At 71.6% G+C, this 15,276-nt stretch carries 14 protein-coding genes; 5 read left to right on the top strand and 9 right to left on the bottom strand.

The features are described from left to right. Positions 1-109: 109 nt before the first annotated feature. Positions 110-799 carry a DUF6215 domain-containing protein gene (locus ABT137_RS38930; protein ID WP_351716274.1) on the bottom strand — a complete coding sequence of 230 codons (690 nt, stop codon included), beginning with the start codon at positions 797-799 and terminating at the stop codon, positions 110-112. A 159-nt stretch (positions 800-958) separates the two neighbouring features. Here ABT137_RS38930 and ABT137_RS38935 point away from each other — a divergent pair, with 159 nt between their 5' ends. Both ABT137_RS38935 and ABT137_RS38940 read left to right on the top strand, forming a co-directional pair. After that, positions 959-1,663 carry an alpha/beta fold hydrolase gene (locus ABT137_RS38935; protein ID WP_351716275.1) on the top strand — a complete coding sequence of 235 codons (705 nt, stop codon included), beginning with the start codon at positions 959-961 and terminating at the stop codon, positions 1,661-1,663. A gap of 73 nt (positions 1,664-1,736) precedes the next feature. After that, complete coding sequence (locus tag ABT137_RS38940; RefSeq protein WP_351716277.1) at positions 1,737-3,659, top strand: glycoside hydrolase family 5 protein; 1,923 nt, start codon at positions 1,737-1,739, stop codon at positions 3,657-3,659. Positions 3,660-3,694: 35 nt separating this feature from the next. Here ABT137_RS38940 and ABT137_RS38945 read toward each other — a convergent pair whose 3' ends face one another. Then, positions 3,695-4,552, bottom strand: a complete 858-nt coding sequence (locus tag ABT137_RS38945; protein WP_351716442.1) for an AfsR/SARP family transcriptional regulator — start codon at positions 4,550-4,552, stop codon at positions 3,695-3,697. 307 nt (positions 4,553-4,859) lie between these two features. After that, on the bottom strand, positions 4,860-5,831 hold the full coding sequence (locus ABT137_RS38950; RefSeq protein ID WP_351716279.1) for a DMT family transporter: 972 nt from the start codon (positions 5,829-5,831) through the stop codon (positions 4,860-4,862). A gap of 543 nt (positions 5,832-6,374) precedes the next feature. Here ABT137_RS38950 and ABT137_RS38955 point away from each other — a divergent pair. Then, on the top strand, positions 6,375-7,646 hold the full coding sequence (locus ABT137_RS38955) for an FAD-dependent oxidoreductase (protein WP_351716281.1): 1,272 nt from the start codon (positions 6,375-6,377) through the stop codon (positions 7,644-7,646). Between the two features lie 30 nt (positions 7,647-7,676). Here the strand turns inward: ABT137_RS38955 and ABT137_RS38960 are convergent, their stop codons facing one another. From ABT137_RS38960 to ABT137_RS38980, 5 genes are all read right to left on the bottom strand, one after another. Continuing rightward, a complete protein-coding gene (locus ABT137_RS38960) occupies positions 7,677-8,501 on the bottom strand; it encodes an AfsR/SARP family transcriptional regulator (protein ID WP_351716283.1) in 825 nt (274 codons plus the stop codon). Between the two features lie 82 nt (positions 8,502-8,583). Next, positions 8,584-9,240, bottom strand: coding sequence for a ScbR family autoregulator-binding transcription factor (locus ABT137_RS38965; protein ID WP_351716285.1), 657 nt, complete (start codon positions 9,238-9,240; stop codon positions 8,584-8,586). A gap of 215 nt (positions 9,241-9,455) precedes the next feature. Then, entirely contained in the window at positions 9,456-10,121 is a 666-nt protein-coding gene (locus ABT137_RS38970; protein ID WP_351716286.1) for a ScbR family autoregulator-binding transcription factor, read from the bottom strand. Positions 10,122-10,295: 174 nt separating this feature from the next. Next, the gene (locus ABT137_RS38975) at positions 10,296-10,466 is read right to left on the bottom strand and encodes an SDR family oxidoreductase (protein ID WP_351716443.1); all 171 of its coding nucleotides are present in this window, start codon (positions 10,464-10,466) and stop codon (positions 10,296-10,298) included. A 115-nt stretch (positions 10,467-10,581) separates the two neighbouring features. Continuing rightward, positions 10,582-11,313, bottom strand: a complete 732-nt coding sequence (locus ABT137_RS38980; RefSeq protein WP_351716288.1) for an HAD family hydrolase — start codon at positions 11,311-11,313, stop codon at positions 10,582-10,584. Positions 11,314-11,709: 396 nt separating this feature from the next. Between ABT137_RS38980 and ABT137_RS38985 the strand changes: the two genes are divergently transcribed. Then, positions 11,710-12,666 (top strand): ScbA/BarX family gamma-butyrolactone biosynthesis protein, encoded by a 957-nt coding sequence (locus ABT137_RS38985; RefSeq protein WP_351716289.1) that lies wholly within the window; start codon positions 11,710-11,712, stop codon positions 12,664-12,666. Positions 12,667-12,745: 79 nt separating this feature from the next. On the opposite strand, the gene ABT137_RS38990 is transcribed toward ABT137_RS38985, so the two are convergent. Next, positions 12,746-13,426, bottom strand: coding sequence for a lamin tail domain-containing protein (locus ABT137_RS38990; protein WP_351716291.1), 681 nt, complete (start codon positions 13,424-13,426; stop codon positions 12,746-12,748). A 495-nt stretch (positions 13,427-13,921) separates the two neighbouring features. Between ABT137_RS38990 and ABT137_RS38995 the strand changes: the two genes are divergently transcribed. After that, the gene (locus ABT137_RS38995) at positions 13,922-15,259 is read left to right on the top strand and encodes a jacalin-like lectin (protein WP_351716293.1); all 1,338 of its coding nucleotides are present in this window, start codon (positions 13,922-13,924) and stop codon (positions 15,257-15,259) included. Positions 15,260-15,276 lie beyond the last annotated feature (17 nt).

Raw genomic sequence — 15,276 nt, forward strand, 5'->3', positions numbered from 1 at the left:
AGTTGGGCAGCGGTGACCTCGGCGACGTCGTCCTCGGGTCCGAGACGGACGGCGTCCAGGAGCTGGCACCAAGAGGTGCGGCCCGATTCGAGGGCCCCTCCGGGGACCGTCAGTTCCCGTTCCAGCCGGGGACGGTCGGCAGTACCTGCTCCGCGACCCGCACCAGGGCCGTGTCGTCCGGCGGTACGTCGTCCTGCCGCCACAGCGCGACCTCGAACGTGCCCTTGCCGTCGTCCTTGCCGTGCTTGGAGACCAGGAGGCAGCGCGCGGTGCCGCCGGGGCCCGTGCTCGCCTTGCCACCACCGAGGCTGAATCCGATGGATATGGTCGGGCTGGAGTAGAGGACGGCGGGGTGCCCGAGGACGGTCGTCCTGCGGGCGTCGCCCATCAGGCCGCCCACCGTGGCGACGGTCATGTCGTCGTACGACGCCGTCAGCTTCACGGAGTACGTCTCCAGGGTCACCGTCGCCTCGGGTTCGGCGATCTTCGTGCCCCCGGCGAGCGTGAGCCACTCCCCGCTGCCGTCGGCGGTCTCGGCCCGCTCGTGCGAGGTCCCCAGCAGGGCCGGCAGGTCCGGGCGGTTGAGCGCCTTGCACAACCGGGCGCCGGAGACATAGCGGGCCGGCAGGTGGTCGTCCGGCTTCGAGCAGGCCGCCGGTTCACTCGCCGTGTCCTTTTGGTGGACGAACTCCTTCTGCGCCCACAGGGCGCCCACCACCACCGCGAACAACGCCACCGCCGCGAGCGCCTGAAGCCCCGGTCTGCCGTCCTTTTCGGGCTCGGCGAAGCCCTCGTTCATGTCCCCCACCCCCGCTGTGCGTCCCCTGTGCGCGCAGGAGCCTAACTGATGTTCACGGGGAAGGCACACGCCGCACATACCTCTCGGTGGCAGGGGATTCCTTCGGGAGTGTTTGATGGCGGGAGCATGCTGCAAGCCGGAGGAAGCAGGGGGGACGCGGTGACCGACGGACGGGTCGTCGAGGCGGGCGGGAGCGCGCTGGTGGTGCGCCGCAGGCCGCGGGAGCGGACGCGCGCGGCGGTGCTCGTCCTGCACGGCGGGCAGGAGAACGGACTCCGCCCGGCGCGCTCCTGGCAGCCGGCCGCGCTGCGCATGCGCCCCTTCCTCAGCGCCGCCGCCTCGGTCTCCTCGCCCCGTGACGTGCTGATCGGCCAGGTGCGCTACCGCCACCAGGGCTGGAACGACGCCGCCGACCCGCTCCAGGACACCCTGCGCGCCCTCGACGAGCTGCGCGGCCTGGCCGGCGACGCGTCCGTGGTGCTGGTCGGCCACTCGATGGGCGGCCGGGCGGCGCTGCGCGCGGCGGCCGACCCCTCGGTGCGCGGGGTGCTCGCACTGGCCCCCTGGTGCCCGCCCGGCGACCCCGTGGACGATCTCGCCGGGACGAGGATCGTCGTCCTGCACGGGGACCGTGACCGGACCACCGCTCCCGGCGACTCGGCCACGTACGTACGGCACGCCCGTGGCGCCGGTGCTCAGGCCGGGATGGTGCTGCTCAGAGGCGGCGATCACGCGATGCTCCGCCGCAGCCGTGACTGGCACCGGGCCTCCGCGGCCGCCATCAGGCGGTTGCTGCGCCCCGAACGCGACCTCGAAGGCTGGACGGCCGAGGCCTGCGCGTCGGACGAACCGCTTCTGCGCTGATCCCCGCCCTGGTAGGGTGCCTCGCCCCCATGGGCCATCCACCCGCACGGGACATCCACCCAGAGGACTGCCGATGCCGATCGCACGATCGTTCCGGATTGTCACGTACCTGACAGCCATGTTCCTGGTTCTCACCCTGTTCGGCACCGCCCCGGCCACCGCCGGTCCGCAGTCCGCGCAGTCCGCCGGGCAGGCACCGGCCGCGTCGGCCACCGGCACCTGGCAGCCCCCGCTGTCCACCCGGGGCCGCTACATCGTCGACGCCGACGGCAATCGCTTCCGCCTCCGGGCCGCCAACTGGGACGGCGCGCAGGGCTCCTGGACGGGCAGCGGCAGCAGCGCCGATCCCGCGAACCACCACGCCGGCCAGGACTCGTACGGCATCCCCCTCGGCCTGGACCGGGCACCCCTGTCCCAGCTCCTCTCGGACTTCCAGGCACTCGGCATCAACAGCATCCGGCTGCCGTTCTCGAACGAGATGATCCACACGACGACCCCGGTGCCGGACGCCGCGGTCACCGCCAACCCGCAACTGCGCGGCAAGACCCCGCTGGAGGTCTACGACGCCGTCGTGACCGCCCTCACCGGCGCGGGCTTCGCCGTCATCCTCAACAACCACACCAACACCTCCCGTTGGTGCTGCGGCGTCGACGGCAACGAGCGCTGGAACAGCAGCCAGTCGACCCAGCAGTGGGCCGACGACTGGGTCTTCATGGCCCGCCGCTACGCCGCGAACTCCCGTGTCGTGGGCGCCGATCTCTACAACGAGGTACGCCGGGACGTGCTCGACGACCCCAACTGGGGCCTGGGCGACGGCCACGACTGGTACGCGGCGGCCCAGCTGGCCGGCGACCGCATCCTCACCGAGGCGAACCCGAACCTCCTCATCGTCGTCGAGGGCATCAACTGGACGGGCCTGCCGGTCGACGGGCTCCCGCACGGCCGCCCCATGCTCACCCCCGTCCGCACCCTCTCCAACACCCTCGTCGACGCCCACAAACTGGTCTACTCGGCCCACTTCTACGGCTACACCGGCCCCCACCACAGTGGCGCCACCGGCATCGGCGAGACCAGCGACCCCCGCTACCAGGACCTCACCCGCGACGAGCTGTACCAGGCCCTCGCCGACGAGGCCTTCTTCGTCACCACCGAGGGCAAGCACTACACCGCACCGGTCTGGATCAGCGAGTTCGGCATCGGCGCGAACGAGTCGGGCGCGGCCGCCCGTACCTGGTTCGGGAACATCACCGACTACTTCGCCGACCACGACGCCGACTTCGCCTACTGGCCGCTGGTCGGCTGGGCGGGACACGACGACTGGTCGCTGCTCGACTACGACACCTCCGGGCACCGGTCCGGCATCCTCGACGGAGGCGACTGGCGGGCCACCGCCTGGAACCACCTCATGAACTCCGAGAGCCGTACCGGGCACGTCGAACCGGGGACGACCTGGCGCATGCTGTCCACGGACCACGGCGACCAGGTCGAGTCGCTGCGCGTGCGGGCGGGCGGCGACTGGGACTCGGGCGCCTACAAGGCGGTCTGCCCGGACGGGCTGCGGCTGATCGGGCTCGCGCACTCCGGCGGGCGCGGTCTGTGCACCGACGCGACCGCCGGCGACCTGCGCGCCACGGGCAATGCCCAGACGGTGGTCACGGACGAGCGGTACGTGCCGGCGGGCGGCGACTGGGCGTCCGGGTACACCAAACTGCAGTGTCCGGCAGGCCAGTTCGTCATCGGCTACAGCCGTCGCGGGGAGCGGGTGTCGGCGGTGCTGTGCGCACCCGCGCGCGCCGCGTCGAGCGCGAGCGGCCGGACGGTGTGGTTCGACCGGTCCGACAACCGCCCCGCCGACGGGGCGGGCGACGACTTCGCGTCCGGCGCCTACAAGGGCCAGTGTGCCGCCGGCGAGTTGATCGCCGGCGTCGCCTTCACCACCCGGGTGGGCAGTGCGCAGGGGCCCGCCGCCGTGCTGTGTGTCCCCTTGCCTTCCTGATGGGAATTGCCTTCCTGACGGGAAGGCGCGAAGGTTCAGAACGCGCGCGCCAGCCCACCGCCCGGTGCCGGTGCGGTCAGGTCGTCGTGGTGCGGCGGGGTGCCGGGGTTGTCGGCGGTGGCCGCGAGGATGGACTGCTGGAGGCGGCGCAGGCGTGCCGACGGCTCCAGTCCGAGGTCTCTGACGAGGAGGGTGCGCAACTGCCGGTAGACGAGGAGGGCCTCGCCGCGCCGGCCGGAGCGGTAGAGGGCGAGCATGAACTGGGCGTGCAGGTTCTCGTGGGAGCGGTAGCGGCTGGTCAGGACGGTGAGTTCGCCCAGGAGTTCGCGGTGCCGGCCGAGCCGGAGATCGGCCTCGATGCGCTGGTCCAGGGCGCACAGCCGGCTCTCCTCCAGGCGCCGCGCCTCCATGGCCAGGTGGGCCCCGGTGGTTACGTCGGCGAAGGGCGGGCCGGTCCACAGGTCCAGGGCCCGGCGCAGGGTGCCCGCGGCGCCCGCGAGGTTCCCCTCGTCCATGGCGCGACAGCCCTGTTCGCACAGCCGCTCGAACTCCCGGATGTCGCTGCCTCCGCCTCCGGTGGCGAGCAGGTAGCCGCCGGGCAGGGTCACCAGCACGTCCTTCGCGGACCGGGCGGCCGCGTCCTCGGGATCCGCGCCCCGGCGCAGCGCCGCCGCGATCAGTTCCCTGAGCTGGAGCACGTAGGTCTGCAGGGTGGTGCGGGCGCTGCGCGGTGGAGTGCCCGCCCAGAGTTCCTCGATCAGGGTCGGGACGGGCACCACCTGGTCGGCGCGCAGTGCCAGCAGAGCCAGCAGCTGGCGGGGCTTCGGTGCGGTCGGGGCGATGGAGGCCCCGTTCTCCCTCACGTCCAGTGCTCCCAGCAGCCCGATGTCCACACGCGTCTCCCTGGCCTTCTCATCTGACACTTCGCCAGTAGAAAACAGCATGACCGGTCTGTCAACAGACTGCTGACCGAAGCGCTTCCGGCGAACCGCCGGAGAACCGCCACAGGACTGCACCTCTCCCCTACCGGCCGCCGAAGTGGCAGCGTATGCCGCTCTTTCGGCGACCGGCGGACCGGCCCACAGCCGGGCCGGTCCCTCGAATCGGGCACGGAATCAGGCGGAATCCCGCCCTCCGAGCCACTCAGAAAGAGACCATCCGGTCGGTTACTTGACGGTCGGTTACTTGACCTCGCTCGGGTCAGGTGTCCCGCCCGCCGGTGTCGGCGGGGACGGCGAGCAGCACGATGCCGAGTGCCAGGACTGCCAGTCCGCACCACGAGACGCCCGGCAGGCGCTCGCCCAGGACCGTGACTCCCAGGACGGCGGCCACGGCGGGCTCGGCCAGCGTCATGGCCGTCGCGACCTGGGGGGTGGTGTGGCCGAGGCCGTGCCCGAACAGGCGGTAGCAGAGGAAGGTGGTGATCGCCCCCAGGTACAGGACGACCGTCACTCCCCGCTCTGTCAGCAGTCCGCCGCCCCCGCCCCACAGCACCACCGGCAGCACGAGCAGCGCCGCTCCCGCGAACATCACGCCCAGCACGGCGCCGGAGTGATGCCCGCGGGCGATGAGCTCCCCGCCGACCAGGGCGTACACCGCGTACGACAGGCCGGCGAGCCCGGCCAGCAGGACCCCGAGGGCGTCCACGGGGGCGCCGTCACCGGCGAGTTCCGGGCCGAGGACGAGCACCGTACAGCCGAGGACGGCCGCCGCGGTCGCGGTGGCCCAGCGGGCTGAGGGCCGGGACCGCCGGGTGAACCAGGCGAGGAGGCCCGCCAGGACGGGCGCGCCGCCGAGCGCGATCACGGTGGCCACGGCCACGCCGGTACGCGCCACGGCGGGGTAGAAGGTGAGCGGGTAACCGGCCACTGCCAGGGCGCCCAGGGCGAGCAGTCGGCGTTCGCCGCCGTTGCAGGCTCCGGGCAGGGAGCGGCTGCCGGGTGCGGTCAGGAACAGGAGCAGGCCGCCGAGGGCCAGGCCGGCGGCGCCGATGGCGGCGGCCGGTACTCCGGCGGGGGCGAGGGAACTGGCGGTCCCGGTGGTGCCCCACAGCACGGCGGCCGTGAGGATCGGGAGCGGCCCTGCGAACGGGCCGGTACGGCGGGGACGCGGGCGCGCGGCGGCAGCGCCGCCCGGCGCGCAGGAGGAGCGGGATGAGGTGTCGTTCGGCACAGTCGTGAACTTCCGTCGTCGAATACCGTCTGCGGACTGGTTTCGATGCGGGCGCACGACACGAGCTCCGGGCCGCCTCCAAGGCGGTACCGGGAGCTTGGGTTCGATCCGTCGGTGTGTGCGCCCGTCAGGCGCAGAGCGGCGGCAGAACGACGTGCCAGTAGGTGTTCACGGGGCGATCGTACAGGGGCGGCCGCCGGGACCCGGTGACCGCGGTCGCCGGGCGGCGGGCGAACCGGGTGGTCCGCAGTCGGCGCGCGGCACCTCTCGGTGCCCAGGGCACAGCCGGCGTGCCGATCGATCTTGTCGCTCCCGTGATCACCCGCATCCGCCCGTCGCACGTCGATGACATGACTAGTGTCACTTGTCGTATGGTTCGACCAAGTTTTGGCCAACGTGCGTCGATATCGTTTCCCGGTGCCTGCCCGTGGGAGAGACTCACCCGCGGAGGGGGGACGAGCACGTCCGTTTCACGCCGGACGTGCCATCCCGCAGTGTCGCGTCGCCCAGGGGAAGGCGGCGAGCAGACCAGCGGAGGAATGCATGACGCAGTCGCTTCCGGGGCAGCGCCCTGCCCAGGAGCAGGCTTTCACGGGGCACGGGCGGCCACCCGTCGTCGTGATCGGCGCCGGGCCGTACGGCCTTTCGGTGGCCGCCCACTTGCGGGCGGCGGGGGCGCCGGTTCGTGTCTTCGGTGACGTGATGGGCAGTTGGCGGCACGCCATGGCCACCGGGATGTACCTGAAATCGACGCCGGACGCGACCGACCTGTCGGCGCCCGAGCCCGGCGGCCGGTTGGCGGACTTCCGGCGCGCACACAGCGAGCCGGAACTGACCGAGCTGACACCGATCCCGTGCGACGTCTTCGTACGGTACGGGCAGTGGTTCCAGAAGCGGTACGTCGGTGAGGTCGAGCCGGCCCGGGTGACGTCGGTCGAGCGGTCGGCGGAGGGACCCGGCTTCGTCGTCGGACTGGACGACGGGAAGGAGATGGCGGCCTCGGCCGTCGTGGTGGCGACCGGCCTGAACGGTCTCGCCCACGTCCCGGACGAGCTGCGGCGGCTCGCGCCCGAGGGGCCGGGTCCGCGGGCGCGTGTGTCGCACACCAGCCACCACACGGACCTGTCCGTCTACGCGGGACGCCGGGTGGCCGTCATCGGCGGTGGTCAGTCCGCGCTGGAGAGCGCCGCGCTGCTGCACGAGGCGGGTGCCGAGGCGCAGGTCCTGGTACGTGAGCGGACGGTGCTGTGGGGCATGACGCCCGACCTGTCCCGGCCCTGGACGCAGCGGGTGACCAAGCCGGCCTCGCCGCTCGGCACGGGCTGGATCCTGGCCGGTGTCTGCGCGTCACCCGGTGGTGTGCGGTGGCTGCCCGCGGCGGCCCGGTTGCTGCTGTTCCGGCGGGCGCTCGGCCCCTCGGGCGGCTGGTGGCTGCGGGACCGGGTGGAAGGTGTCGTACCGGTGCACACCTCGCGCCGGGTCACGGGCGCCGCGGTCCAGAGGTCGGAGGTGCGCCTGGACGTCGCGGGCCCCGGGGGCGAGCGCGCGTCCGTCGCGGTCGACCATGTGCTGGCGGCCACCGGTTACCGGCTGGACCTGGACGCGCTGCCGTTCCTGTCGCCCACGGTGCGGCGCGCCGTGGCGTGCGTGCCGGGTTCGAAGGCGCCCGCACTGCGGGGGACGTTCGAGTCGTCGGTGCCCGGCCTGTACTTCACCGGTTCGCTCGCGGCTCCGATGTTCGGGCCGATGATGCGGTTCGTGGCGGGCACGGAGTTCGCCGCCGTACGCATCGCCCGGCACGTCGCGGCCGCCTGAGGAACCGGTCGGCCGATCCCGGCGGGCCTGTCAGCCGATCCTGGCGAGCGGGTCCGCCGAACCGGTTGCCGGGGTGTCGTCGGTGGCGGCCGACAGCACCGACTGCCGTATCCGGCCCAGCGCGGCCGAGGGTTCCAGGCCCTGGTCGCGTACCAGAGTGGTGCGCAGCCGCCGGTAGGCGTCCAGGGCGTCGCTCCGGCGGCCCGCTCGGTGCAGGGCGACCATGAGCTGGCCGCACAGGCTCTCGTGGGTGGGGTGCCGGTCGGCCAGCACGGTGAGTTCGGGGATGAGCTCCCGGTGCCGGCCGAGCCGCAGGTCGGCCTCGATGCGCTGGTCCAGCGCGCACAGCCGGCTCTCCTCCAGCCCGCGGATCCGGGTGCGCAGGTACGCCCCCGCGGTGATGTCGGCCAGGGCCGGCCCCCGCCACAGGTCGAGCGCGGCGCGCAGCAGCCGGGCCGCCTCGCGCTGGTCCCCGGCCTCTCTCGTCCGGTATCCGGTTCCGGCGATCCGCTCGAACTCCCGGACGTCGCTGGTGCCTTCACCGCTGTCGAGGAGATAGCCGCCGGGAACGGTGCACAGGACCTGCTTGGCGGTGCGCGCGCCCGCGCCGTGACGAGTCCCTTGCAGCGCCGCGGCGATGAGGTCGCGCAGATGCATGATGTACGTCTGCAGGGTGGGGCGTGCGCTGCGCGGTGGCTGTGGTCCCCAGAGTTCCTCGGTGAGCGTGCCGACGGTCACCGCCCGGTCGGCGTGCAGCGCGAGCACGGCGAGTACCTGGCGCGGCTTGGGTGCGGTCGGCACGACGGAGACGCCGTTCTCCCGCACGTCGAGAGCGCCGAGTACGCCGATGTCCATGCCGTCCCCCTGCTCGTCCGCCACCGCGGGTGGTGCGCGGCGGTTCCTGAGCCCCCGAGTCAAAAACGGCGCGGTCGGTTTGTCAAACCGGACTCCGGCCGGTTGGCGCGCTCTTGGCCCGGGACCGGGCATCGGAGAGCGCAACGCCCGCGAACTGGTCACTGCGCGCCGCGAGCTGGGGCAGTACCAGGGACCAGAACTGCTCGACGTGCCGAGGTGTGATCCGGTCGCGGTCCTCCGTGCCGAGTACTTCGAAGCCGACCGTCGCGGCGACTATCACCGCGGCCGCCCGGTCCGGCGACACCCCGTCGGCCAGTTCCCCCGCGCGCTGGGCCCGCAGCAGCTCTTCGCACACCCAGCCACGCCACCAGCAGCCGAAGCCCATGCCGTTCTTGCGGGAGGGATCGACGCTCAGCTTGAATCCCGCACGGACGACGACGTCGGCGGCGACCGCGGCCAGGACCTCCCGGGTGACCGTGACCAGCAGGTGCAGTGCGGAGGCGGTCGACGGCCGCCGGTCGGCGACCAGTTGCTCGACGGCCCGCCGGGCCGCGCTCTCCACCTCGATCGCGAGGGCTTCCTTGCTGGGAAAGTGGAAGTGCAGCGCTCCGGCGCTCACTCCGGCCCGCCGGCTGATCGCGGGCAGCGAGGACAGCGCGTATCCGTCGGTGGCGAAGATCTCGGCGGCAGCCAGAACGAGGGCCTGCCGGGTTCGGGCCGCCCGGAGCTGCTTGACCATCGCGTCCCCCTGTTGTTCCGGGCGAATCCGGAATTGGACGGTCCGATTCCCCCTGGGCCTGCAGCATTGCGATTCGAGAACTTTAACAAACAGCACGATTGGTAGGTTTGCCGGCGTTCGAGACTCGGTCGGATGGCAGCGACTGTGCTCCGCCTCGCCGGAGCCATAGGCTTCGGCACGCAACAAACCAGGCGGATGGTTTGGTTCGAGGCTGGTCAGGCCTCGGTGGGCACGGGCGATTCCTGCCGGTGACGCTCGACTTCCTCGACGACCCGGGCACCCCGGTCGGGAGTGGTGTCCAGCCGGATCAGGGCCGCGGGAGTGGCTATGGCCGGCAGTACGTGGTTGTAGAGGACGGAGATCCGGTCGTTGAGATCGGTCCAGTCGGAGACCACCTCGGACATGAACTGGGTCCCGATCCAGGCCCCGAGGAAGCACTCGGCGGTCTCACGCGGGTCGACGTGCGGCAGCACCTCGCCGCGTTCCTTGGCCTCCACGAGCTTGTCCGTCACCAGCTCGGTCCAGGCGGGCCAGGCGCTGCCGAACAGGGAACGCCCCTGGAGGTCGGCGGAGAGCCGTATGCCGGCGAGGAGGATGACCTCCTTCGGGATCCGGTGGGCCAGCGTCATGCCGATGTCCACCCACTCCTGGAGCTTCAGCTCGCGCGGCACCCAGTAGTCGTCGCTGATCTGGGCGTTGATCACGCCCCGAGCGAGGGCTTCCTTGGAGTCGAAGTGGAAGTACAGGGCGCCCTTGGTGACTCCGGCCCGCTCGAGGATCTCGGAGATCGTGGCTGCCGTGTAGCCGCGCTCGGCGAAGACCGCGGCGGCGGCCTCGACAACAGCGCGCCGGGTCCGAATCGCACGCTCCTGACGCGCCATGGGGACCCCTCCTCGGTCAAAACAAAACCGGACGTGACGTACCTTACCCCAATCGGGGGTTGGTATTTCGGCCGCACAGGGCCGATTCCCGGTCGGTCCCGCTCCGCCTCCGCCCCGGTTCCGCGCCGGTCGTGCGCCGGAGCCCGAGCGTCGGCGGGCGATCTGCCGGGCAGTTCACCAGGCGGTGCGCCCGCCGTCCACGGTAAGTGTGGCACCCATGACGACGCTCACCTTGCCACCGCACAGCCAGGCGGCGGCCTCCGCGGCCTCCTCCGGGTCGGCGGCGCGGGCCTGCAGGGCGGAGCGGCAGGCGCGCGCCTCGTTCCCGGGGGCCCGGCGAACCAGTCGTCGATCATCTCCGAGCGGGTCGGGCCGGGGGCGGTGGCGGCCCCGATGCCGCTGCCCGCGCCGGTGACGGGAGTGCTCCGGCCCGCCCGTGCGGCCCCCCCCTCCCCCGCGGTCATCCGGTCACCTCACGTGCACCGGAGAGGGAGTCGGCGTCCTGCCAGACGGTGCCGAGCCCGGCCTCGCGGTCGAGGGTGCGCAGGCGTTCCTCGTCGATCTCGGCGAGGCCGCCGACCAGGTGCCGGACGCCGAGTTCGCGCATCAGCTCGCGCTGGAAGCCGTGTTCGAAGGTGCTGGGACGGCCGACGAAGGGCACGTCCAGATCCTTGGCGTGGCCGGCGAAGCGGGCGACGTCGTCGATGAAGAGGGCCTGGTGGTAGTCGAGGCCGAAGCGGTCCCGGACGATCTCCCGGATGCCGGGGCGGAAGTCGTCGGTACAGATGTAGTGCGGGGCGGTGAACAGGTGCTCCCAGGCGCCGAGATGACGGCGGAAGTGGGTCTCGTCGAGGCCGCCGTAGCAGATGACGTCCAGGCCCAGGCCGCGCAGCCGGTGCAGGAGTTCCTCGGCGCCGTCGAGGGTGTGGACGGGGTGGTCGCGCACGTAGTCCTCGCGCTCGGCGAAGTAGTCGGCGATGGCCTCCTGCTCGCTCACCCCGGCGCCGGTCTCCTCCAGCAGCACCTTCGCGGCCGCGAGCCGGGACTGCGAGAAGAGCCGCTGCTCCAGCTCCCGGGTGTACGCGCCGCCGTACTTGAGGACGAGCCGGTGCAGGACGGGACTGAAGCTGTCGTTGAGCAGAACGCCGTCGATGTTGACGGCGGCGAGGCGCAGGGTGCGCAGTGGTTCCATCGGGGTCTCCCTCTCGCAGGCCGTTCGACCATCATGCAGGGGCTGCCGAGGCGGGGTGCGGTTCAGGTACCGCGACGGCCGGGTCAACTCCATGGACTGTGGCCAAAAGAAACCGTCGGACATGTTTCTGCGCGGGCGGTGCGGACCTCGGCTCCATCGACAACAAGCCGTCGACATCTGCCAGTTAGTCCGTTTTTCGCCGCGCCTTCGGGCATAGTTGAGCGCAAAAATACTTGGCCAAACCACTACCGAGCGGAGTCATGCATGGATCGAGTCGAACCACACTTGGTGAATCCTTTACCTAGTGGCCGACCCGAGAAAACCGGTAGGTCCGTATCTTATAGGCGTCGAACAGAGCTTCAAGCCAACGAAGAGCTTTCCGACGGGGGGTCATCGATGAGTCTGTCCACCAGCGAGATCGGAGTCGGTCTGCCCGTACTGCCTCGGCTGACCACCACGGTCCCCAAGGAGTACGTCCACCGCGCGTCCCTCGCCGAGGTGTTCCTCACCGGCTGTACCGCCCAGGACGACGGGCGGCGGTTCTCCCTCACCGGACAGTGGCCCCGCGCCCACACGTTCTTCAACAGCGCCGACGGCTCGAGTCATGACCCGCTCCAGGCCGCCGAGACCTTTCGGCAGGCCGGCATGTTCGTGACGCACGCCGAACACGGCGTACCGCTCGGCCATCACTTCGTCCTGTGGTCGCTCAGCTGCCACACCGATCTGGAGCGGCTGCGGATCGCCTCCCGCCCCACCGACTTCCAACTCGACGTGGCCTGCCCGGACTCCGCACCGGGCGGCCGGACGTCCGCGCGCCGGATGGGCATCGGGTTCACCCTGCGCCGGGACGGCGCCCCCGTGGCCCACGGGGAGGGGCGGTACTCCATCGTCACGCCGCCCGTCTACGCCCGGCTGCGCGCCAACCGGCCCGAGCAGCAGGCGGTTTCGGTCGGCCCGGTCGTCGCGGCCGATCCGATGCGACCGGCGGCCGTGGGCCGCACCTCCCCCGCCGACGTGGTGCTGACGGCCACGGACACGCCGGACCGCTGGCTGCTCACCCCGGACCTGGACCACCCGATCCTGTTCGACCACGGCGGCGACCACCTGCCCGGCATGGTCCTGATGGAGGGCGCCCGGCAGGCCGCCTGCGCCACGCTGGCACCCCGTGCGCTGATCCCGGCGAGCACGTCCACGTCGTTCAACCGCTACGTCGAACTCGACAGCCCCTGCTGGATCGACGTCACGGGGGTGACGGCCAGGGGCGACGGCACGACGACCGTCGACGTCGTCGGCGTGCAGGACGGCGAGGTCGTCTTCACGTCCACGGTGAGCGGGCCGGTCGTCCAGGCCTGACACGGGGCACTGCTCTTGCTCCGGCACACATCCGCCGCCAGGCCGCTTCGCGGGAGCCCGGCGGCGGATGTCCCACGCGTCAGCGACGGTGACTGAAGGCGTGCCGGTCGTTCACGGCCGGGTGGGCGAAGGCGTGCCGCTCGTCGGCGGGACGGTGGGCGAAGGCGTGCCGCTCGTCCGCGTCACGGCGGGCGAAGGCGTGCCGCTCGTCCGCGTCACGGCGGGCGAAGGCGTGCCGCTCGTCCGCGTCACGGTGGGCGAAGGCGTGCCGCTCGTCCGCGTCACGGCGGTGGTGCAGGCCCCAGGAGGCGGAGTCGACGTAGCGCCCGCGGTCGTTGCGCAGGGTGGCGGTGTCGGCGTCGCGGTTCCACACGGAGGAGCGGCGGTCCTGGTACAGGTCCGTCCGGGTGTCCCGGCCCGCACCGGTGTGGACGCGGACCGTGGCACCGCCCGCCAGCCGGTAGTGGCGGAAGGTGTAGCTGTGGCCCTCGGCGTCCGACAGCGACCAGCCACTGAGGTTCACTTCCCGGCGCAAGGTGTTGGTGACGTCCACCCACTCCCGGTTCAGGGCACGGCCGGAGAAGACCGCGCGGCCCTGCAGGTCGTGCTGTACGGCACTGATGACGACCGCGTCGCGGTGCGGCACCGCGGGGCGGGCTGCGGTCGCCGCGGCCGGCAGGGCCGTGACGCCCACCAGGGCGGCCGCCACGGCGGCGGCGGAGCCGAGACGGCGGGCGGTCGCGGAAACGGAAAAGGACACGTGGTCCCCCTTCGCGGGGTTCGAGCACACCCCGGCCGCGTGCGGCACGAAGCCGCAGGCCGCGAGGGGTGCGTGGGGCGAGATGGCGACCGGACGGCCGCGCAGCCACACCCTGCGCCCCGGCCGGGCACAGACCGGGCGGCACACGGCGCCTATTACGGATCCTTCGCTTTCCTATGACTCTCGGGTGTAACGTCCATTTAGTAGTTGAATGCGGCGATTTGATGGCTCTTCACCCCCTTCCGCCCCACAGGCAACGGCCTCGGCCGCCACCGGCCGATGGGTGAACAGCGTCCATCTCACCCGAAAGTGAGTAACAGTCAGCGGCCGATCGGCCCCCACGGGGAGAAGCGATCTTCCGGGTGTCACGAGGAATTTCCAAACTGGTTAGTAACAAGGGGGGTTCGGGAGAAAGCGTTTACCGCTACGTTTTGGCGTGCCTCATTGGCATGCCCACAACCCTCAGCGCACCCCCTCCCCGTAGGAGACACCCCCATGCGCAGACTCGTTGCCTGTCTGGCGGCCGCCGTCGCCGCTCTCGGCGGGCTCACGGCGACGGCCACTCCGGCCGCGGCGGCCGGTTCGGGCACGTTCAGCGTGCTCACGTACAACGTCGCCGGACTTCCGGAAGGCCTGTCGAGCGCACCCACCCCGCGCGACACCAGCACCACGGCGATCGGCACGCGCATCGCGCCGTACGACATCGTCAACGTCCAGGAGGACTTCAACTACCACGCGTACCTGTACGCCACCGACACCCACCCCTACCGCACCGCGACCAGCGGCGGCGCGGGCATCGGCAGCGGTCTCAACACCGTCTCCAACTACGCCTGGGACGGAGACGACTTCGAGCGCGTCGGCTGGAACTCCTGCCAGATCGACTCGGGCGACTGCCTCACGCCGAAGGGCTTCACCTTCATGCGCGAGCGGCTCGCCGAGGGCGTCTACGTCGACTTCTACAACCTGCACACCAACGCGGGCACGAACGACGGCGACGAGGCCTCCCGGGCCGACAACCTCAGCCAGCTGACCGCCTTCATCGGCACCCACTCGGCCGGCAACGCCGTCGTGGTGATGGGGGACACGAACACCCGCTACACCCGCTCCGCCGACACCATCGCCGAGTTCGCCTCGAACAACGGGCTCACCGACGCCTGGGTGCAGCTGATCCGCGGCGGCAGCGCGCCGGCCAAGGGCAGCGACGCGCTGGTCTGCGACCAGTCCGGGGCGACCGTGCCCAACACCTGCGAGGTCGTCGACAAGGTCCTGTACCGCAGCAGCAAGCTGGTGAACCTGAACGCGACCTCGTACAACAACGAGCACGCCAAGTTCCTGACGTCCGACGGGCTGATGCTCTCCGACCACGACCCGATCACGGTCGGCTTCTCCTGGTCGCAGAACGCCAACTTCCAGCTGAGCGACCAGTTCGGCGGTCCGCACGGCGATTACTACCAGGACATCGACAAGGTGGCCGCCGGCGCCCGCGCCACCAGCATCTCGCTGCGCTCCGGCTCCCGGGTCGACCAGGTCGGCATCGCCCTCGCCGACGGCACGACGCTGACCCACGGCGGCACCGGCGGCACGGCGTCCTCGCTGACGCTGGGCAGCAGCGAGTACGTGACGACGGCGTACCTGTGCGAGAGCAAGTACAACAACACCACCCGCATCTTCTACGCGAAGTTCACCACCAACCTGGGCCGCACCCTCGCCGGAGGTACGACGACCTCGGACTGCGTGACCCGGACCGCCCCGTCGGGCTGGCAGATCGCCGGCTTCCACGGCCGTTCCGGTGACGAGCTGGACAAGGTCGGCTTCATCTACACCAAGCGCTGACCGCGCCCGGCCGGCCG

The organism is Streptomyces sp. NPDC001980, assembly GCF_040296885.1.
Lineage (GTDB): Bacteria > Actinomycetota > Actinomycetes > Streptomycetales > Streptomycetaceae > Streptomyces.